The organism is Wolbachia endosymbiont (group A) of Hylaeus communis, from assembly GCF_947251915.1.
Taxonomy (GTDB): Bacteria; Pseudomonadota; Alphaproteobacteria; order Rickettsiales; family Anaplasmataceae; genus Wolbachia; species Wolbachia pipientis.
Map to the genome: position 1 here is coordinate 512,198 of NZ_OX366396.1, position 18,657 is coordinate 530,854.

Annotated in this window: 22 protein-coding genes and 1 pseudogene; 13 read left to right on the plus strand and 10 right to left on the minus strand. The window is 35.1% G+C overall.

Features of this window, described 5'->3' with window-relative positions:
* The first annotated feature begins 150 nt into the window (after positions 1-150).
* From OPR52_RS02570 to OPR52_RS02580, 3 genes are read left to right on the plus strand one after another with little or no spacing between them, the layout of a single operon-like run.
* Positions 151-579, plus strand: a complete 429-nt coding sequence (locus OPR52_RS02570) for a hypothetical protein (protein WP_264722787.1) — start codon at positions 151-153, stop codon at positions 577-579.
* Positions 564-1,865: a group II intron reverse transcriptase/maturase gene (gene ltrA, locus OPR52_RS02575; RefSeq protein ID WP_265037833.1), complete on the plus strand. Its 1,302-nt coding sequence runs from the start codon at positions 564-566 to the stop codon at positions 1,863-1,865. The genes OPR52_RS02570 and ltrA overlap by 16 nt, the downstream gene beginning before the upstream one ends.
* Before the next feature lie 11 nt (positions 1,866-1,876).
* Positions 1,877-2,041, plus strand: a complete 165-nt coding sequence (locus OPR52_RS02580) for a hypothetical protein (RefSeq protein ID WP_264723194.1) — start codon at positions 1,877-1,879, stop codon at positions 2,039-2,041.
* Here OPR52_RS02580 and OPR52_RS02585 read toward each other — a convergent pair.
* The gene (locus tag OPR52_RS02585) at positions 2,027-2,380 is read right to left on the minus strand and encodes a hypothetical protein (RefSeq protein WP_265038380.1); all 354 of its coding nucleotides are present in this window, start codon (positions 2,378-2,380) and stop codon (positions 2,027-2,029) included. The two genes, OPR52_RS02580 and OPR52_RS02585, sit on opposite strands and share 15 nt — an antisense overlap.
* 5 nt (positions 2,381-2,385) lie before the next feature.
* Positions 2,386-2,679, minus strand: a complete 294-nt coding sequence (locus OPR52_RS02590; protein ID WP_006280049.1) for a hypothetical protein — start codon at positions 2,677-2,679, stop codon at positions 2,386-2,388.
* Positions 2,680-2,812: 133 nt separating this feature from the next.
* Here OPR52_RS02590 and purM point away from each other — a divergent pair, with 133 nt between their 5' ends.
* Complete coding sequence (gene purM, locus OPR52_RS02595) at positions 2,813-3,850, plus strand: phosphoribosylformylglycinamidine cyclo-ligase (protein WP_264723192.1); 1,038 nt, start codon at positions 2,813-2,815, stop codon at positions 3,848-3,850.
* Here the strand turns inward: purM and purC are convergent.
* Positions 3,847-4,569, minus strand: a complete 723-nt coding sequence (purC, locus tag OPR52_RS02600) for a phosphoribosylaminoimidazolesuccinocarboxamide synthase (RefSeq protein WP_010081959.1) — start codon at positions 4,567-4,569, stop codon at positions 3,847-3,849. The two genes, purM and purC, sit on opposite strands and share 4 nt — an antisense overlap.
* Before the next feature lie 74 nt (positions 4,570-4,643).
* Between purC and trmD the strand changes: the two genes are divergently transcribed.
* Together trmD and rplS are read left to right on the plus strand one after the other, a co-directional pair.
* Positions 4,644-5,354, plus strand: coding sequence for a tRNA (guanosine(37)-N1)-methyltransferase TrmD (trmD, locus tag OPR52_RS02605; protein WP_151807826.1), 711 nt, complete (start codon positions 4,644-4,646; stop codon positions 5,352-5,354).
* Positions 5,338-5,715: a 50S ribosomal protein L19 gene (gene rplS, locus OPR52_RS02610; protein ID WP_264723190.1), complete on the plus strand. Its 378-nt coding sequence runs from the start codon at positions 5,338-5,340 to the stop codon at positions 5,713-5,715. Before trmD ends, rplS begins: the two co-directional genes overlap by 17 nt.
* Positions 5,716-5,747: 32 nt before the next feature.
* Here the strand turns inward: rplS and OPR52_RS02615 are convergent, their stop codons facing one another.
* A complete protein-coding gene (locus OPR52_RS02615; protein WP_264723931.1) occupies positions 5,748-5,885 on the minus strand; it encodes a hypothetical protein in 138 nt (45 codons plus the stop codon).
* Positions 5,886-5,994: 109 nt separating this feature from the next.
* Here OPR52_RS02615 and pstA point away from each other — a divergent pair, with 109 nt between their 5' ends.
* Both pstA and OPR52_RS02625 read left to right on the plus strand, forming a co-directional pair.
* Complete coding sequence (pstA, locus tag OPR52_RS02620; protein WP_265038381.1) at positions 5,995-7,245, plus strand: phosphate ABC transporter permease PstA; 1,251 nt, start codon at positions 5,995-5,997, stop codon at positions 7,243-7,245.
* A 6-nt stretch (positions 7,246-7,251) separates the two neighbouring features.
* Positions 7,252-8,049: a phosphoribosylformylglycinamidine synthase subunit PurQ gene (locus OPR52_RS02625; protein WP_182319642.1), complete on the plus strand. Its 798-nt coding sequence runs from the start codon at positions 7,252-7,254 to the stop codon at positions 8,047-8,049.
* A 473-nt stretch (positions 8,050-8,522) separates the two neighbouring features.
* Here the strand turns inward: OPR52_RS02625 and OPR52_RS02630 are convergent.
* From OPR52_RS02630 to OPR52_RS02640, 3 genes and pseudogenes are all read right to left on the minus strand, one after another.
* Positions 8,523-9,382, minus strand: a protein-coding gene (locus OPR52_RS02630; RefSeq protein WP_265037751.1) for an IS630 family transposase whose coding sequence is annotated in 2 segments (ribosomal slippage) — positions 8,523-9,058 and positions 9,058-9,382 — 861 coding nt in all. Because the reading frame shifts where the segments join, the coding sequence is not laid out codon by codon here.
* 89 nt (positions 9,383-9,471) lie between these two features.
* Positions 9,472-10,304, minus strand: a protein-coding gene (locus OPR52_RS02635) for an IS5-like element ISWpi1 family transposase (protein ID WP_265037890.1) whose coding sequence is annotated in 2 segments (ribosomal slippage) — positions 9,472-9,935 and positions 9,935-10,304 — 834 coding nt in all. Because the reading frame shifts where the segments join, the coding sequence is not laid out codon by codon here.
* A gap of 60 nt (positions 10,305-10,364) precedes the next feature.
* Positions 10,365-10,877 (minus strand): annotated as a pseudogene (locus OPR52_RS02640) (transposase); the annotation flags it as partial.
* A gap of 582 nt (positions 10,878-11,459) precedes the next feature.
* Here OPR52_RS02640 and OPR52_RS02645 point away from each other — a divergent pair.
* The 5 genes from OPR52_RS02645 to OPR52_RS02665 all read left to right on the plus strand — a co-directional run bounded on the left by OPR52_RS02645 (position 11,460) and on the right by OPR52_RS02665 (position 16,226).
* Positions 11,460-12,068: a hypothetical protein gene (locus OPR52_RS02645; protein ID WP_265038382.1), complete on the plus strand. Its 609-nt coding sequence runs from the start codon at positions 11,460-11,462 to the stop codon at positions 12,066-12,068.
* Positions 12,065-12,610 carry a hypothetical protein gene (locus OPR52_RS02650; RefSeq protein ID WP_265038383.1) on the plus strand — a complete coding sequence of 182 codons (546 nt, stop codon included), beginning with the start codon at positions 12,065-12,067 and terminating at the stop codon, positions 12,608-12,610. The genes OPR52_RS02645 and OPR52_RS02650 overlap by 4 nt, the downstream gene beginning before the upstream one ends.
* A gap of 102 nt (positions 12,611-12,712) precedes the next feature.
* On the plus strand, positions 12,713-13,981 hold the full coding sequence (gene proS / locus OPR52_RS02655) for a proline--tRNA ligase (protein ID WP_022626352.1): 1,269 nt from the start codon (positions 12,713-12,715) through the stop codon (positions 13,979-13,981).
* Positions 13,978-14,349, plus strand: coding sequence for a holo-[acyl-carrier-protein] synthase (locus OPR52_RS02660; RefSeq protein ID WP_010082456.1), 372 nt, complete (start codon positions 13,978-13,980; stop codon positions 14,347-14,349). Before proS ends, OPR52_RS02660 begins: the two co-directional genes overlap by 4 nt.
* Before the next feature lie 380 nt (positions 14,350-14,729).
* Positions 14,730-16,226 carry a proton-conducting transporter transmembrane domain-containing protein gene (locus OPR52_RS02665; protein ID WP_265038460.1) on the plus strand — a complete coding sequence of 499 codons (1,497 nt, stop codon included), beginning with the start codon at positions 14,730-14,732 and terminating at the stop codon, positions 16,224-16,226.
* On the opposite strand, the gene OPR52_RS02670 is transcribed toward OPR52_RS02665, so the two are convergent.
* The 3 genes from OPR52_RS02670 to OPR52_RS02680 all read right to left on the minus strand — a co-directional run bounded on the left by OPR52_RS02670 (position 16,223) and on the right by OPR52_RS02680 (position 18,643).
* Entirely contained in the window at positions 16,223-16,885 is a 663-nt protein-coding gene (locus OPR52_RS02670) for a hypothetical protein (protein WP_010082435.1), read from the minus strand. The genes OPR52_RS02665 and OPR52_RS02670 overlap by 4 nt on opposite strands.
* 68 nt (positions 16,886-16,953) lie before the next feature.
* Positions 16,954-17,748: a hypothetical protein gene (locus tag OPR52_RS02675; protein ID WP_022626354.1), complete on the minus strand. Its 795-nt coding sequence runs from the start codon at positions 17,746-17,748 to the stop codon at positions 16,954-16,956.
* A 73-nt stretch (positions 17,749-17,821) separates the two neighbouring features.
* Positions 17,822-18,643 (minus strand): AAA family ATPase, encoded by an 822-nt coding sequence (locus OPR52_RS02680; protein WP_264722917.1) that lies wholly within the window; start codon positions 18,641-18,643, stop codon positions 17,822-17,824.
* Positions 18,644-18,657: the final 14 nt, after the last annotated feature.

Consider the following 18,657-nt stretch of genomic DNA (forward strand, 5'->3'; position numbering starts at 1 on the left):
CTTTAAAAACTTGACAATACATGACAACACTGGTATGTTAAAAATATAGTTTTTGTGAGGTATGTAATGGTGCGCCAAGAAGTGCTTGGAGAACAGTTGGTGAAAATCCAACACAAACAAAGTCTAGCCAAAAGTTTGGAACAGACCACTATGTTGCATGAGGTAACGAGTGTAATAGAGCTAGTGGGATGGACAATGCAGGGCACAACGGAAGTGAAGGAGTGGAGTCCCGAAATACCTGAAGACATAGAGGTCGACATGTTCATGGCCATGGAAGACAGCATGAAGGATAACGTAAAGGCAAGTTATCACTCACTCTATCGGGATCTGAGACCGTGCCATGTATTGAAATGGACTTCAAGTGAACTTGGGAGATCCCATGCATTCCTATTAAGGTACGTTGGAACAAGTCAACAAAGGCAAGAACTAGCGGAAGATGCAGGGGAAGTCGGACTGATTGATAGTACTCAGAATGTGGGAAAGCCACGTACAAGGGGAAGCGATCAGCAATATAGTAACTGGAATAGGGATTGCTATGCCAATACAACGGAGGTAGGAATAACATGCGATATAAACTAAACCAGATAGCAGTAAGAGCAAAGCAAGATAAGCGACTAAAATTCACATCGTTAGTCCATCTGATAAATACAGAGAATCTTGCGAGATGTTATAAAGAACTGAAGCGTAACAAGGCTTGTGGAGTAGACCAGATAACAGTGGAATCATACGGAGAAAATCTGAATGAGAAACTCGAAGTGCTAGTAGAAAGTATGAAGAGGAAGCAATATCAACCACAACCAGTAAAGAGGGTATATATACCGAAAGCTGGAAGTAAAGAGAAACGCGGACTCGGAATACCATCGACCGAGGATAAATTAGTACAGATTATGCTGAAGAAGATATTAGAAAATATTTACGAGGCAAACTTTCTGGACAGCTCATATGGATTTCGACCTGGAAGAAACTGTCATCAAGCGGTAAATGCACTAGATAAAGCAGTTAAGTACAAGCCAATAAACTACATTGTAGAAGTGGATATCAAGAAGTTCTACGATAATATACAGCATAAATGGCTAATGAGGTGTCTAAGGGAACGAATAACTGACCCAAATTTGCTGTGGTTAGTAAAGCGGTTTCTCAAGGCAGGGATAGTCGAAGCTGGAAATTATGAAGCAACAAAACAAGGTACACCACAAGGCGGTATAGTAAGTCCTGTATTAGCAAATATATACTTACATTATGTGTTGGATTTATGGATAGAAAAGAAATTTAAATCAAGATCCAGAGGATATATACAACAAATAAGGTTTTGCGATGATTTTGTGGTTTGTTGCGAAAGTAAGGTAGACGCGGAAGAATTTCTGGAATTACTGAAACAAAGGCTAAATAAATTTGGGTTGGAAGTATCTGAAAACAAGACCAGAGTAGTAAAGTTTGGCAAGAGGGAGTGGCAACGAGCGATAAGAGAGAAACGAAGGACGGAAAGTTTCAATTTTCTGGGGTTTACGCACTATGGTGCAAAAAGTCGTCGTGGTAGATTAATGATGGGACATAAAACCTCTAAGTTAAATCTAGCCAGAAAACTAAAAGAAATCAAGGAGTGGTTGAAAATAGTCCGCGGAAGTATTCGACTTAAAGATTGGTGGCAAGTACTGAAGGCTAAATTAACAGGACACTATAACTACTTTGGTATTAGCGGAAATTATTGGTGTTTGAAACAATTTTACACATCAGTAAGAAAGCTAGCATTTAAATGGATAAATCGGCGTAGTCAGAAAAAGAGTATGACCTGGGAACAGTTTGTACACTACGTAGAAGTAAATCCATTACCAAAGCCAAAAATACATTTTTCTTTATATGCATAAGAGGGACGACTGTGAAAACTAATATTGATGAGCCGTGTGCGGGAAATCTGCAAGCACGGTTCTTTAGGGGGAGTTGTAGTAATAAAACTCAAACGAGAGGAGTAAAGCTACAGCTTCTACCGAACACACGAAGAAAAAGTTGTAATAACCAAATATGCAACTCAAGTTATAGTTAAACCTATTTCCAGCAAATTATTTTCGCAAGTATAATGCATTTCAGTGGTATAGTACTCTAATAATAAAGAGGTCATATAGATATTAATATCTTTTGTATTTAAATTAGTGTCATTTTTTTTGATTAATTTGTCTACTAATGATTTGCTTATTGGTTTGTGTTCATTTAGAATTTTTATAGTTAATAGCATTTTATCTTCTGTTTGACTCAGTAAAACAGATACTAGTTCAACTTCCGCCACTGCACTGGCTATAGTTAGCACCATATTAGAAATTATCTTATTTATCTTTTCAATTAAATCTTCCTTATTTTTTGCAGAGTATGCGTCTATTTTCCACATAAGCTTTACTTTTTTTTTAATAAATAATTTTCGATATTAGATTTGGTCTTATCAAAGCTATAATTATCCATTGAAGAAGAATATGCCTGCTTCATAACTTTATGTTTATATATTAAATCATCGGAGCTTTCTTTAAGAAACAACAACGCTTCCTTCTGCGCATCAGCATCATTCTTATCTATTACTTCAAGCTCTTCTACGCCAAACGTTATTCCATTCATAGAGTTAGCAAAGTCATGAAGCAGCCGTCCTGATAGCAGTTCCGTTATTAACAGTATGTTTTTGGTATTTTCGTTCATTGGATAATTATAAATGATTTAAGTTACCCTATATTGGTAAGTATATAATAGTCAATTAAGAAAAAGTTTCGTTGCACTTTTTATATCAAGGCATTAATATAGTATTAACAATTTTAAAATTTATAAAAGGATTATGAATACTTATACCAAATCAGGAATAGATATTGAACTATATAATAAGTTAATAAAAGAAGTCAAGCCTATTGCTCAAGAAACTACTAGAGAAGAAGTAATCAGCGAAATAGGTTCATTTTCTGCGTTATTTGATTTTGCTGCACTAAGTAAGAAGTATGACCATCCAGTACTCGTTTCCTCAACTGATGGAGTAGGTACGAAACTGTTGATAGCTCAAGAAGTGAATAAACATGATACTATAGGTATAGATTTAGTTGCAATGTGTGTAAATGACTTACTTGCACAAGGAGCAACGCCTTTATTTTTCCTTGATTACTTTGCAACAGGTGTTTTGAGCAAGGACGTTTTATTATCTGTGGTCCAAGGCATTGCAAAGGGGTGCAAGCAAGCTAAAATAGCATTGGTTGGTGGGGAAACTGCAGAAATGCCTGGAATGTATGGTAATAATCACTATGACCTTGCAGGGTTTGTGGTTGGTGTAGTTGATCGAAAGCAAATTCTTCCAAACTGTAGTATGATGAAAGCAGGTGATTATATAGTTGGCTTAGAGTCAAGTGGAATTCACTCAAATGGGTTTTCTTTAGTGCGCCATGTTTTCAAAAGCTTAGGTATAAATTATAACGATACATCTCTATGGAATAATAAATCTTGGAGTGAAATACTACTTGAACCAACAAAAATATATGTTGATTCTTTGCTGCCTATCATGTCACAAGTAAAAGGTATTGCGCACATCACGGGTGGTGGTTTGGTAGACAATATTCCGCGAATTCTTCCAAAAAACTTATTTGCAAACATAGACATTAATTCCTGGAAATGGCCAGATATATTTTTATGGCTAACAAAGGAGGGTAAAATAGAGAAGAAAGAAATGCTAAAAACATTTAATTGTGGTATTGGTATGGTATTGATCGTAAGTTCTGAGAATATGCAAAACGTGAAAAATCATTTCCAAAAACGTGGAGAAAAAATTGAAATTATTGGAAAACTTGATGAGGCATGTAACCCTCCACTTGATAGAGTAGTATTTAGTTAACCTAACTTTACTGACAGTCTTTTTGCAACTTCTAGGTATGCTTCCTTTAAATCTCCTAAATTCAAACGAAAGACATCTTTATCTAGCTTTTTATAAGTATTTTTATCCCATAATCTGCAGTTATCAGGGCTAATTTCATCAGCTAAAACGATTTTAGTACTGTCATTTATTAATCTGCCAAATTCTAACTTGAGATCAACTAAATATATACTTGCATTTGAAAATAGGTGAACTAATATTTCGTTGATTTTTAAAGTTGTAGTTTTAACTTCATCCATTTCTTTGCTAGATAGCCAATCAAAATACAGTATGTGATTTTCACTTACCATTGGGTCGGCTAGGTCATCATTTTTGTAAAAAAAATCGATTATAGGAGATGCAAGCCTCTCACCTTCTTTGATATTAAAACGTTTGCAAAAGCTGCCAGCTGCGACATTTCTAACTACTACCTCAAGAGGTATTATCTTGAGTTTTTTGACTAGCTGTTCTCTTTCGTTTAGAGTTTTTATAAAGTGTGTGCTAATTTCTGCTTTCTCAAGCTTTTCCATGATAAAAGCACTAATATGATTATTAATTATTCCTTTACCATCGATTATTTCATATTTTTCCTTATTGAATGCTGTAACATCATCTTTAAAGTGCTGTATGACAATTGATAAGTCTTCAGTTTCAATAATGGCTTTCGCTTTACCTTCGTATATCGTTTTATTCAGTGACATGTTTAATTTAACTATATATTATATCAATTTACTATTCTTAGAGTATAGCCCCAAATAACTTAAAATAAACCTTAATGGCATTCAATGTTACAATATTAACCATATTCCCAGAAATGTTCCCGGGGTTTTTGAACTATTCTCTTGCCGGAAAAGCGTTAGAAAAAAAAATATGGAACCTTGAAGTAATAAATATTCGTTCTTTTGCGAAAGATAAACATTCAACTGTGGATGATGTTCCATATGGAGGTGGAGCAGGAATGGTTATGCGTTCTGATGTAGTTGGTGATGCAGTAGATAGTATGCTCTCTGTTCATAAAAACACTAAGTTTATTTACATGACTCCATCTGGAACTAAGTTTAATCAGAATATTGCCAGAGAATTATTAGAGTTTCCTCATATAACAATATTGTGTGGTCGATTTGAAGGTATTGACCAAAGGATAATTGATGCGTATACTCCTTATGAGTTAAGTATTGGAGATTATATACTTTCAGGAGGTGAGCCAGCTGCAATGGTGGTTCTTGATGCATGCATTAGACTTCTTCCAGGTGTAGTAAATAATACCGATAGTATTACTGAAGAAAGTTTTAATTATGGTGGTGGTGTACTTGAATATCCTCAATATACTAGACCTGAGCAGTGGAAGGGATATAAAGTACCTGAGGTTTTGTTATCTGGCAATCACAAAAAAATAAGTGATTGGAGGCAGAAGCAGTCTCATGTTATAACAAAAAAGCGTAGGCCTGAATTATTGAATGGAGAGATAAATGACAAATTTACTTAAAAAATTTAACGAACAGCAAATGCAAGTGTTAGCTAAAGAAATACCAGAATTTCGTCCTGGCGATGATTTGAAGGTCACTTTTAAAGTAGTTGACGGTACAAGTGAACGTATACAGATATTTGAAGGTGTATGTATATCAAAAAGGAACCGCGGGTTACATTCTTCTTTTGCAGTCAGAAAAGTGAGCCATGGAGAAAGTATAGTGTCTCAGTTTTTTGTTTATTCTCCTGCACTGGTTTCAGTGCAAGTGACAAGAAAAGGAAAGGTTCGTAGAGCAAAACTGTATTATCTGTGCAAACTATTTGGAAAAGCTGCAAGGATCAAAGAGCGTACTACTTATGTTAAAAAGAAATTTAAGTAGATACAATAGGGAGTGATGTCAATTGTATCATCTCAGAACTCTCTCTTGTCATCCCAGTGCGTGACACACAACTGTACGAACATTGTGTTTGCCTCCCGCTGTGGTGTCATCCCAGTGCTCCGACACTGGGATCCAGCATTCATTATTCTCCTTTTGGTTTGTGCTTTCATGGAAAATGTAAAAATTATTTGCAGGCAAAGCCTGCTGGATCCCAGTGTCAGCTACTTGCATGACAAAAAAGGGGAAAGTTTTTTCAAATCCTCGTGTAAAGAAAAGTAAATGAGTATAAAGAAAAAATTCCTTAAATTACTTCAGTCAAGGCGTGTACATGCTCGTATAAAAAGGAAAAATAAAAAGAACAGAGCGCTACGCTTTTGTTCTTTCACGGCACTAGTTATCTCACTTGGCTGTCCTGTGTGTATATTGTTGAGTATATTAGTTAACTCTTACAGTGCCTTAACAGTAACGAAAATTTTATTGCCAGTTGAAATAAATGCTGATCTTACTTTGGCGAGTAATCCTAGTGATTTGCGGTATAAGTCCATTGGCTTACTCAACGATTCTTTACGTAAGGTGTTTGGAGGAACTGATTTTAAAGACGGTGACGAAATTTTAAGTCGTAATTCTTACAAAGAACTAGAGAAATTTTTTCGTAAGAAAGTAAAAGATAGTGGTGAATATGAGATCTGGTTTACCGCGTCAAGTATAATTAATTCAATAAATAAAGATAAACATTTGAATGATCGTTATGCTAAATTACTTGATTGGCTAAAAGAAAAGAGGAGAGTGAAAAAATTTTTTAATAAGTCTTTATTCCTTAAATCTGACTCTCGTGAACCTGAAAATGCAGGGATTTTAGGAGCGTTTATCGGCTCATTGATGACAATTATAGTGTGCCTAGCATTAGCATTACCAATAGGAATTATGTCGGGCATCTGTCTTTACGAATTTATGCCTAAAAATAGGCTAATGACTAATATTGTAGAAATTAGCATAAATAATCTTGCTGCAGTACCTTCAATAATATTTGGTGTAGTGGGCTTAACTCTCTATCTTGGCATATTTGGGCTACCACGCTCTTCACCACTTGTTGGTGGAATGACTCTTTCATTTATGATGTTACCTAATATTATAATTGCAACAAAAAATGCCTTTGCGAATGTTCCTATTACGATAAAAGATGCAGCGTTTGCGCTCGGTGCACCTCACATCAAGGTGATATTAGATCACTCTTTACCGATTGCGTTACCAAGAATAATACATGGTACTGTGCTTGCAATTGCAAGGATTTTAGGTGAATCTTCTCCTTTACTTATGATGGGTATGGTGGCATTTATTGCTGATACACCTACGTCCTTTTTCGATCCGGCGACTGTTCTGCCTGTACAAATATACATATGGTCAAGTAGTCCTGAAATTGCATTTATTGAACTTGCTGCTATTGCAATTATAGCTTTATTATTGATGTTATTTGCGTTAAATTTAGTAGCAAATTTTGTAAAAAGGAAATTCGAATTTTTTAATTTTTAGCAATTCATGAAAATCACAGTCCTATCTGGTTATGGCTTAAATTGCGAAAAAGAAACTGCATTTGCATTTATGGAATGCAGCAGAAAACTTGGTATTGGTAATATTGAAGTAAAAATCGTTCACATTAACGATATCATAGATAATCCAGGTGAACTGAAATTAAGCAATATACTTGCAATTCCAGGGGGTTTTTCCTATGGTGATGACACTGGTGCTGGTAATGCGTTTGCTTTACGTATTAAAAACAACTTGTTGGATGAGTTTCAAGAGTTTTTATCTCAGGACAAGCTGATTATAGGAATATGTAATGGTTGTCAGATATTAGTAAAATTAATTCCAGAGTTCTCTAATCTAGCTTTAATCCATAATGATATAGGCAATTACCAATGCCGCTGGATTAGAGTGAGAGTTAATCCGCAGAGTAATTCTGTTTGGCTACGGGGTCTGAGTGAACTATATCTCCCTGTTGCTCATGGGGAAGGCAAATTTTTTATGGATCAAGATATTTTGAACCAATTGATTGAGAGCAATTCCACCGCATTACGTTACATTGATAAAAATGGCAACTATGCTAACCTACAATTTCCTTACAATCCGAATGGATCTACATACGACCTAGCAGCTTTATCAGATAAAAGTGGAAGAGTGCTAGCTTTAATGCCCCATCCAGAAAGGGGAATATTTTTTACCCAGCAAGATAATTGGCCCCTTGAAAAAGAAAAGAGCAAGCGTTTAGGTGTTGCTGTGCCAAAATATGGCGATGGAATGCTTATATTTGAAAATGCACTAAAGTATTTTTGTTAAAATTTATTGATAGGGATTTATGGTCGAAATTATCCCCTGATATTGCAAAAAACTTGCTTGACAAGCCTTGCCAGTCCCCTTATCATGAAACTGAAGCTATTTATTTATCTTCTCTGTACAGATTAAATGACAAAAAACTCACGTATCTGGCGTCCCATGTTTAATTTTTTGCACTATGTGCATCTTATGTCTTTATAAAATTTCTAGGTTTTTACCTAATATAAGCTGAAATGCGCTTATAAAGCATTTAAAACATCAAAAAACGCCGATTTAAAAAATGGATAGTGAATAACTAGCTACCCTAGGGTTTCTTTTGCCTTTTTTTCTGTTTAGTAAATTTCTTAATGTTTATAATTTAGATTAGTTGCGGCTTAAAAGCAACTAAATCGCGGTTATTAAGCGTTTAGAATAAAAAAACGCCATACTTGAAAGTATAATGTAAGTATAGCATTTCTCATAATAGTCCGAACAGGTCATAGGAAGGCAGAATCAACAGCACGACGAAAGGATTCGAATAGAGGAATGTTTTTCCTGGCTCTGTTTTTTATAGCAAACCAATGATGCTCAATTTTGTTGAAATCTGGAGAATAAGGCGGCAGATACAAAATTTCTGCACCAACCCCTTTAGCAAGCTCGATAATCTTATCAGACTTATGAAAAGTAGCATTGTCAAGAATGACAGTCTGTCCAGGTTCCAAGATCGGTGTCAAAAATTGCTCAAACCATCCATTAAAAACATCCATATTACAGTGGCCTTCAAAGGTTAACGGAACAACTATCTTTCTTCCACTTAAGGCTGCAACCATACTGATTCGTTGAGTTTTCTTTCCAGATTTTAAGGCATAAAACCGCTGTCCTTTCTGGCAATATCCGTAGGGGTAGTCTTCGGTGTTATCAATGCCAGACTCATCTATATACACTAAGTTTTTAGGTTCTTTTGTCGCTATAATTTTCAAAAATTCAGCACGTTTTTCTTCGTTTCTTTCCTTGTATCCATATGTCTTTTTTTGCGCGTAAATTCAATTTTTTTAAGGGCTCGATAGATCGTTTGGATACTAACGTTGTTCCAAAGTTTAGCCATTTCCGATAGAGTCTTTCCTCCGTGTTCTCTGGCAAATTTGGCAAAGGTATCCCAGTCGGTAATTTTGTGATTGTAACCCCCATTTCCAAGTTTTTTTGATTGAAAGTCTCCTGTTTCTTTTCTTCTTTGCTGCCACTCCCATAAAGTAGTTCGTCCAATCTTAAATCTTGCTGCCACTGTTTCTCTGCTTTCTCCTTCGTCTAGCGCTTCCATTGCTTTTTTTCTTAAATCATAACTATATGCTGCTGGCATTCAACCTCCTTATCATCATCTACCCTTATCCTATCACATCCGGACTTTTATGGAAAGAGCTATAAGAGGTTGTCCGGAAACAAGTAAATTCAAGCATATTCCCTCTTTAACATAACCCTACTCATAGCTAGGTATATGAAATTCTCAGTGGATGTTGTGAGTAAATCATACTCCTTCGATAGCCTTCTATTCCTATTAACCCAAGCAAAAGTCCTTTCTACAACCCATCTTCTTGGCTGTACTTTAAACCCTTGTTCTCTTGTTGGTAGTAGCTCAGGTGGCGTATCTTTGTGCACCCAAAATCTACATGTAGGCCTTTTAACAATTTCAATATCTATGTCATATTCTTCCTTTATGTGATTCTTTAAATTTCTTCCTTGGTATCCCATGTCAGCCCACATTTTTTTAACTTTAGTATATTTTGTTCTCATATTGTTTAATGCTATTTTAATACCATCTCTATCATTTTCGTTAGCAGCGCCTACGTAACAACCTAGTATAAAACCCTGAGTGTCTGTAATTATATGCCTTTTTCTACCCTTTACTTTTTTACTTCCATCATAGCCTTTGATCCCCCCTTTTCTGTAGTCTTTACAGATTGACTATCTACTATACAGGCACTCGGCTGCTCATTCCTTCCTATTTTTCTTCTACTATATTTTGTAATTTCATAATTCATTTTCTCAAAAATTCCCTGCTTCTTCCATTGCCTGAACTGCTCATACACAGTCTTCCATAGCGGGAAATCATTTGGTAAATACCGCCATTGACACCCTGTACGCAATACATAGAAAATTGCTTCTAATATTTCTCTTTTGCTATACTTTGGCGGCCTTCCTCCTTTCTTGTATGATACTCTGAAGTGTTTTTCTATTCTTGCCCATTCCCTTTCGCTTAGATCTGTTGGATACTTTTTTCTCATCTTTACCCCGTACTAAAATTTCAGATATTATAGCCTTTTACTTGTTTCCGGACAACCTCTAATTTCATGAGTGTTACCTCTATCTAACACTGACCTTATGGCAACATTATTTAGCACATCTTAACAAACCGCAAAGGTTGCACTTGCATAATCACCTAAATCTTTTGGTTTTTGGTTACGTATTTTTCTTGAGCCAAATTCATTTTTTATTTCAACGCTTGTTGGTAAAATGATTTTGGAGGCATCAAGAGCTAACACTCTAAAGCCAAAACAAGTTTTAAATTTTTGGTCTTGGTAGTACAAGGAAACCACACCTTCGTTAATTTCTGAAAATGCACTGTGTTTCATTTTTTTTCTTGCTTGACTAAAAGCACTAGCAGTAACGGTATAGTCTTTTTTCCTATATAAAATAAATTCGTTTAGTATTACTTGCAGCGACTTTACACTTTTTCTTAAAATTAAGATAAATATGTCAATAAAAGATAACTTCCTCTTTCTCATAAAATCTTTTGAAGATGATTTATGGGATTCTATAAATTCTAGACTTGCCAATTCATTTTGAATAAATTTTATTACTGCCTTTTTTACTCATACTACCTTTAAACTTATTGGTATACATCATTATCCCATAAAATCTATCTTTTTTCCTTAACTTAATGGCAGTGAGACGAGGTTATCATCATGCCGCCACGAACCGTCATACCGCGATTCATTCGCGGTATCTCTTAGCCGCTAACAAGTAGCTGGATGACGATTGTCAGGGTGCCATTTGTTATGTTTAACAAAGTTCGTACTTAGCTTCATGTTAGCCATAAATATTTAAGAAATTTACCAAATGGAAAAAAAGGCAAAAGAAGCCCCATGGTTAACTAGTTCTGACACTGGTTTCCATCCAAGACGGCAGTAGCCCCTTCGGTGTCATTCCAGTGTCAAGCACTGGAATGACAAAGGAGAGCAGTGTAAGCTACTTGGATGACACCTTTTTTCTACTTAGTGTGGGTTATACAAGAAGTCTATTGTATGGCTATTGCTGGTCGTATATTACTTATAGCTTATCTATTCAAATTGCAACTTTGTTTTTCATAATTAATTATTGACAGAAATTATTAATTGGGTTATTATTAAATTATCGTTAACAAGTGAGGCAAAGAAATGATGATATCCAATAATTCTTCATTGCTAAAAGATAGTCAGGAGCTTACTAAAACTAAGCAGACTATATGGAAACCTTTAATTGCTGTTTCATTATTATCTATATTTAGTTTCATATCTGGTCAATATCTTCCTTATGTTATTATAGCAGTTTCTGGTTCTGGTCCTATTGCAGCAGTTCCTTTAGCAATTTTTGCTGTTTCTACGGCTGTTGCATTGATTTCAAAAATATATCTCATTAGACTGGCCGTTTCTAGAGCTGACAATAAGAAAGAAGAACCACAAAAATTTGTGTGTGAAAATTGTACTAATCTGGAGAATAAATCAAGTGTGCCTACTCCTACACCGCCTCCAGTAACATTGGGTACACAACCAAATACAAGTGTCAGTGTACCACCGCCGCCACCTCCTCCATTGCCACAAGATGCTGCACTACCACCTCCGCCTCCGCATTTTTTTACAGCTTCCAAGCGTACGGAGCAACCTAAGAATGATGCACCGAAGAAGGCTGGTGAACCTGAGAATAATAATCATTCTACTCTGTTTGAACAGATAAGAGGAGGTACTACGTTAAAAAGAGTGGGCAGCAACAAAATTTTACAAATGAATTGAAAGCAAAATTAGAAAGTAGTGGGGGCACTGACAAAAAAGAAACACCAGAAGAGTTTGCTGCAAGAATAGATAGGGAGCAAGCAGAGAGAAAGAAGTCGGATGATAATGATTCAGATTGGACAAAGAGACTTAAGGAGAGAGTAACAGTCATGCGATTCTCAGATAGTGAAAGTGAGCATTCTGATTCTATTAGCGATTCAGATTGGACTACAGATGAAAGCAAAGACAAACAGAAAGAGATAGAACAGGAAAAAGAGGAGCAGACAAAACACACAAATTCCCCATCAAGCAAGGAAGAAGGAAGCGGGGGTCTTGACAGTGGTATAGGATCTAGAGCCACATCTCCGATACATCCTGAACAAGAAACAGAGGAGTCACCGGTACCGCCAAGTTCGTGTGTTGATTCACCACAAGTAAATAATGTTGACTCAGTGGATAATGAGGTGCAAGATTCACCTCCTCTTTCTGTTGAGGATCGCATAGCACAGTTTGGTGGAAAAGCGTTACGATGCCAAAAGGAAAATGTTGTACAAGGACTATGATAACTATGAAATGGTCAGCCATGCACTTCCCTTCCTTTTCAAAATAAGTTTACCTACAGGTCTGATTGTATTAAGATTACTTAATACAATCAGACCTATTATATGCGTTTATCCAAATATTACCTGCCAACTCTAAAGGAAAAGCCTGCCCATGCTAAAATTATCTCCCATCAATATTCTTTGCGTGCAGGTTTAATAAAGCAGATAGCATCTGGCATCTATACGTGGTTACCACTTGGTCTCTTAGTGCTTAAGAATATTGAAGATATTATCAGAGATGAAATGAACAAATCCGGTGCTATTGAAGCATTAATGCCTTGTGTGCAACCAGCAAGTCTTTGGCGAGAATCAGGGCGTTACGATGATTACGGTAAGGAAATGCTACGCATAAAGGATAGGCATGAGGAAGATATGCTTTTTGGTCCAACGCATGAGGAGATAGCAACTGATTTAATTAGAGATGTGGTAAAAAGTTACAAAGATTTGCCACTTTGTTTATACCAAATTCAATGGAAATTCCGTGATGAGGTAAGACCACGTTATGGTGTTATGAGGGGCAGGGAATTTTTGATGAAGGATGCATACAGTTTTGATGTAGATTACGAAGGTGCACTGAATTCATATAATTTGATGTACAAAACTTACATAAAAATCTTCAAACGCATGGGATTTACTCCAATTGGAGTTCGAGCTGATACGGGGCCAATTGGAGGAAATTTGAGCCACGAGTTTCATATATTGGCAAACACTGGTGAGAGCACTTTATATTATGACAATAAATTTTCTGAACTACTAGAGAGTGAAGATATTGAAAGTTTAAAGAGTATATACGCAGTTGCAGATGATATGCATGATCCTGAGACTTGCCCCATATCACAAGAGCAGTTAAATGTTAGTAAAGGTATTGAAATAGGGCATATTTTTTATTTTGGCGACAAATATTCAAAGCCTATGAAGGCAAGTGTTACTTCTCAAGATGGAAAAAATGTCAATATACATATGGGTTCGTATGGCATTGGGGTTTCAAGACTTGTTGGTGCGATAATAGAAGCTTTTCATGATGATAAGGGAATTATCTGGCCGGAGGAGGTAGCTCCTTTCAGAATTGGTTTAATCAATTTACAAACGAAAGTAACGGAGGCTGCAGATAAAATATACAAAGCTTTGAAGAGCGATGAAGTGCTTTACGATGATACGGAAGGGAGTGTAGGAGTAAAATTTTCTAGAATGGATCTGATAGGCTTGCCGTGGCAAATAATTGTCGGAAAGAAAGCAGTAAGTGAAAATATAGTTGAAGTAAAAAATAGAGCAACTGGAGAGGTAAAGGAAATGCAGATTGAGGAAGCAATAAATCACTTTAGCGCAAAATGATACACGGTATCGGCACTGACATAGTATATATACCAAGAATATTGAGAATATTACAAAAATACGGGGAAAAATTTCTCAATAGAATCTACACTGAAAAGGAAATAGAGCTAAGTAGAAAGTATAATAGTCAAGAAATGCGAGCAAGGTATTTTGCTAAACGCTTTGCAGCAAAAGAAGCTTTTGTTAAAGCACGAGGTAGTGGTCAGGGTATTACAATGAAAGATATAGAAATATACAATGATGTAAGAGGCAAGCCATATCTTACCGTTAGCAAGGATTTTATCTCCAAAATTCATCTTTCTTTAAGTGACGATGGAGATTACGCTACTGCATTTGTTGTAATTTGCGTCTATAGCTCACACAGATAAAGTTTACTCTTTTGTCATCTTATGGCTTACTGTATGAACATTCATTTTTAAAGGTAAACTGCACAGCAAATGGTCAGTGCTTGACACTGTCCTCCTTTGTCATCCCAGTGCCCAGACACTGGTTTTCTGCAATCTCATCGAAAACGTTTTTCTATGCTAGTTTGCTTGCTCACAAGCAAACTTTCCTGGATCCAAGTAGTCAGGGCACTGGGATGACATCTTTGTTGTGTTTAACAAAAACAAATGTTCGTACAGTTGTGGAATGAATCGCAGTATAGCTATAGCATACACAAACAACTAGTTTGCCAAAAAAACATAGCGGTTTTTCTATGATTTTAGTATAATTCTAGCTTTACCTAAACAAAAAGATGAATTATTTAATGGACTGTGTTTTAACGTCTCTTTCCTTACCATTTTCAATTACCGAGAATTATTTATTAATTACTGCATTGATTCCACTTTTGAGTGGGTTAGCTATTTTTTTTACTGGTAAATGGCCCGGAGTGAACAATAGTATTACTGTCACTTCTTCTGTACTTCTGTTTACGTATACGTGTCTGTGCACTTTATATTGGGTATATGGTGATCATTCTCAATTTATTCTCATGGATTTTGGTAATAATTTGCACATTAGTTTAAAGCTAGAGTCTACTGGAGTAGTATTCAGTTTATTAATATCGTTTTTATGGATACTAACCAGTGTATATGCAATATGTTATATGCAGAATAACTATGCTGATAGCAATCACTCAAGTTTTCTATGCTTTTTTTCAATATCGATTAGCTGTGCAATGTTTATTGCTTTTTCTGGAGACTTGCTCACTACATTTGTCTTTTATGAGCTTCTAACTATTAGTACATACCCTCTGGTTACTTACAACTCAACAAATGAATCAATGATTGCAGGACGCTATTACTTTGGCGTGCTATTTTTCTCTTCTTTGGTATTGTTTTTTCCTGCAATAGGCCTTTTATATAATGAATTTCATACTTTAGACTTTGTAAGCGGTGGAATATTCAAATTTGATACTTCACTCATCACTTTCATTGCAGTGTGTTTTGCTATGCTGATTTACGGAATAGGAAAAGCTGCATTAATGCCAATGCATTTTTGGTTACCAAAAGCAATGGTTGCACCAACTCCTGTAAGCGCACTACTGCATGCTGTTGCTGTTGTGAAATCCGGAGTTTTCATCATCATAAAAGTTATATTATACACTTTCGGCGTCGATAACATGCAACGTTTTGTGCAGCAAAATTGGTTTGCTGGAGGGTGGCTTCCGTACACTGCTGGATTTACTATTATTACTGCATCATTGATTGCACTAAAGCAAAAAGAATTAAAGAAATTGCTCTCTTACTCTACCATCTCTCAATTGTCGTATATTATATTATTCGCTTCAATTTTTAGTGATCTCAGCATGAGGGTTGCAATTTTTCAATTAGTTTGCCACGCATTTGCAAAAATCACTTTGTTTTTCGTTGCCGGAGCAATAATAACGAGAGCAGGTGAGAAATATATAGATAAGATTTACGGTATAGGACGCAGTATGCCAATTAGCATGACAGCATTTGCTATAGGTGCATTGTCTATGATAGGGGTGCCGCCTGCTCCGACTTTTTGGGGTAAATTTCTCATTTTTCAAGCTGTTTTCAACTCTGGCAATGTAATACTTTCTGTGTTTGTAACTCTAGTGTTAATTGTTAGTACTATACTCAACGCTCTGTACTTTTTACCGATAATTTACAACGCCTTTTTCTTAAAACCTTCTCAGAATTACTTTATTAAAAAAACACCAATTCTTCTAGTTTTACCTCCAGTTATTACTGCTATGTGCACTTTGGTTATTTTTTTTAGCTACCAAGTAATATTTTAAAATCTGTATTTATAACCATTAACAATAAATTTAAATGGTATTATACCAGCCAGAGTTGCTTTTATATTCGACAAAGTGAAGCTAATCTCCACAGTATCCTCCTTATTTTGCTCGGTTGTAAAAACTACAGTAGCATTTCCAGCAAATGTAACTAAGTCCTTGGTCGATCGATCAATAGATAATGTTATTACATTTATGTTGGCGATTTTTCTTTTAGATAAAGACAAATTACCAGCTTCATTATTCGTTTTTTCCTGAAAGCCTTGATAGATTTTATGTATAGAATTGTTTCTTATAAAATTTTCTTGGTACTTCGGTTCAACGATCTTAATGGACTCGTATATTTCAATGTATTTACTTATTAAGTACCTCGCTGTGGAAGTGTATTCATCTTCCTTTTTACTGAAACTAAGCTTATGCATTGCAGAGAACTCATCTTCTGTGTGGTTCATATACTTCACAAAATTTAAATCTTTTTTAATAGGAAATAACAGGTATATGTTTAATGTTAATAAACATAAGCATACTAGGAGAAGCGATACTATTAATGCCATCCAAGATCTTTCTGCTACACAAAACAGATACCTATGGCAGTACCATTCGACTGCTTTACTGAAATAACTTTTGTTTTTTACTGATTCAAGCAATTTATCTTCCATAACACAATACTACCAGACCTAATCGGATCATTATAATAACAATAAGCTTAGATACTCTAAAAAAAACTTTAAAATATGTCTAAATTTTCCCAAATAGGATGAATGATTATATCACCTTGTTCTGCAATGAGGTAGAATTTATCGATTTTGCTCACATCTATATTTATCATTTTTACACTGAAATTTTCAGGATCATAAGTATTACTTTCTACACTTTTGTGATAATTATAATAATGTAATTTATTTTGATCATCAAAATAACCAAATTCATCAGCAAAGGTTCCCACTTTTCTACCTTTACCACTTTTGACTAGCTCAAATAGATCAATTACATGGTTTTGGGATCCAGGCTCAATAGGCCCTTCTGCAGCAAAAAATTTAGGTGCATGACCAATGTATTCCTTAAATTTTAGATTATGAGTCTTTTTTACACTACCAAAATCCACAAATTTATATTCATCTGAAATACCAGAATATTGTGGATCATACTTTTTATATTCAAAAAACTCATTACCTAAAAAATTACAAAACGTTAATTTATAATTATCATGATCGGATTTTACGACTTTAAGGTAATGAAAATCTCCAGGAATCTTTACTTCCTCTTCCGTAATATGATTACGTACAACAAGCTCACCATTTAGCATATGATAGCCAATTTTTGGCAAAGTAGCTATATTGATTGTTTTGTTTAGCTTAAAATTTGCTTCATAAATGCCACTTAACAACTCCTTTCCTTTTTCTAGGGTTATGTCTTGATCTGAAGCTATATTCTTAATTAAGCTTAATTTTTTCTGCATGTTCAATATGGCTTTCGTCAAAACTTCTATTGATTGCCATACAGTTAATTTATTATCAGTCAAATTATATACTTCGAGTATTAAATTAACAGAATTTTATCATGAATTTATGTTAAAAGTATTATACTTTGTAAACTTATGTCATGATATTAACTACATTAGCTAAAACATGCTTTTTATCTAAGTGGAGTTGCTTTGCGGCAACGAAAAGTTCATCTATTTTTTTCCACTGACTTAGCAGAATTTCAACACCATTTACCTCTCTCTTTATGCTTTCTAAAATGAAGGCCTGAATTATATATGATGCTAGTTCTAGTTCGATTTCGCTATTAATTACTTTATTAATCATATTGGGATTCTTTAAATCATGAAGAAATTTATAAAAGCATTTGTATGCTTCATAAGCATCACTACTTATTGTATTTATTATCATTCCTGGCATTCCAGGAAATAAAGTAATCATTTCGTCAAACGTTTGATTATCAAATTTACATTGAGATGAAGCAACTTGCTTTGTTTCATCATAAGTTAATGGGAGTAAATTTAGCTGAAAGCACCTACACAAGATAGTGGGTTGTATATCATATGGCTTATGGCTAATTATAAATATCTTAGAATTTTTTGGCGGCTCTTCTAATATTTTCAATATTGCGTTTTTAGCGTTATTAGTCATTGCCTCTAAGCTATCTATTATAGCTATTTTGTGTTCTGATTGAATGGGACTTAAGTGTAGAAAGTTTTTCATTTCTCTGACTTTTTCTATTCCGATAGTATCACCTTCAACAATGTGTAAGTCCAATGCTACTTCATTATAGTTTTTTATGAGTAACCAATTGGAGAAGGATTTTGCAAGTGTTGCTTTTCCTATACCTTTTTTACCACAGATCAGCCAAGACTGAACAGATAAGTTGTTCATTATTTTTTTTTTGGCTTGGTTGTGGCCTATTACTTTTTTCATTCTTTCTCCTATAG

Coding starts and splice junctions, on each gene's coding strand:
- OPR52_RS02665 (WP_265038460.1), top strand. CDS start 14,730: ATGGACTGTGTTTTAACGTCTCTTTCCTTACCATTTTCAATTACCGAG.
- proS (WP_022626352.1), top strand. CDS start 12,713: ATGCGTTTATCCAAATATTACCTGCCAACTCTAAAGGAAAAGCCTGCC.
- OPR52_RS02645 (WP_265038382.1), top strand. CDS start 11,460: ATGATATCCAATAATTCTTCATTGCTAAAAGATAGTCAGGAGCTTACT.
- OPR52_RS02670 (WP_010082435.1), bottom strand. CDS start 16,885: ATGGAAGATAAATTGCTTGAATCAGTAAAAAACAAAAGTTATTTCAGT.
- OPR52_RS02625 (WP_182319642.1), top strand. CDS start 7,252: ATGAAAATCACAGTCCTATCTGGTTATGGCTTAAATTGCGAAAAAGAA.
- OPR52_RS02570 (WP_264722787.1), top strand. CDS start 151: ATGTTGCATGAGGTAACGAGTGTAATAGAGCTAGTGGGATGGACAATG.
- rplS (WP_264723190.1), top strand. CDS start 5,338: ATGACAAATTTACTTAAAAAATTTAACGAACAGCAAATGCAAGTGTTA.
- OPR52_RS02615 (WP_264723931.1), bottom strand. CDS start 5,885: ATGAAAGCACAAACCAAAAGGAGAATAATGAATGCTGGATCCCAGTGT.
- trmD (WP_151807826.1), top strand. CDS start 4,644: ATGGCATTCAATGTTACAATATTAACCATATTCCCAGAAATGTTCCCG.
- pstA (WP_265038381.1), top strand. CDS start 5,995: ATGAGTATAAAGAAAAAATTCCTTAAATTACTTCAGTCAAGGCGTGTA.
- purM (WP_264723192.1), top strand. CDS start 2,813: ATGAATACTTATACCAAATCAGGAATAGATATTGAACTATATAATAAG.
- OPR52_RS02590 (WP_006280049.1), bottom strand. CDS start 2,679: ATGAACGAAAATACCAAAAACATACTGTTAATAACGGAACTGCTATCA.
- OPR52_RS02680 (WP_264722917.1), bottom strand. CDS start 18,643: ATGAAAAAAGTAATAGGCCACAACCAAGCCAAAAAAAAAATAATGAAC.
- purC (WP_010081959.1), bottom strand. CDS start 4,569: ATGTCACTGAATAAAACGATATACGAAGGTAAAGCGAAAGCCATTATT.
- ltrA (WP_265037833.1), top strand. CDS start 564: ATGCGATATAAACTAAACCAGATAGCAGTAAGAGCAAAGCAAGATAAG.
- OPR52_RS02660 (WP_010082456.1), top strand. CDS start 13,978: ATGATACACGGTATCGGCACTGACATAGTATATATACCAAGAATATTG.
- OPR52_RS02585 (WP_265038380.1), bottom strand. CDS start 2,380: ATGTGGAAAATAGACGCATACTCTGCAAAAAATAAGGAAGATTTAATT.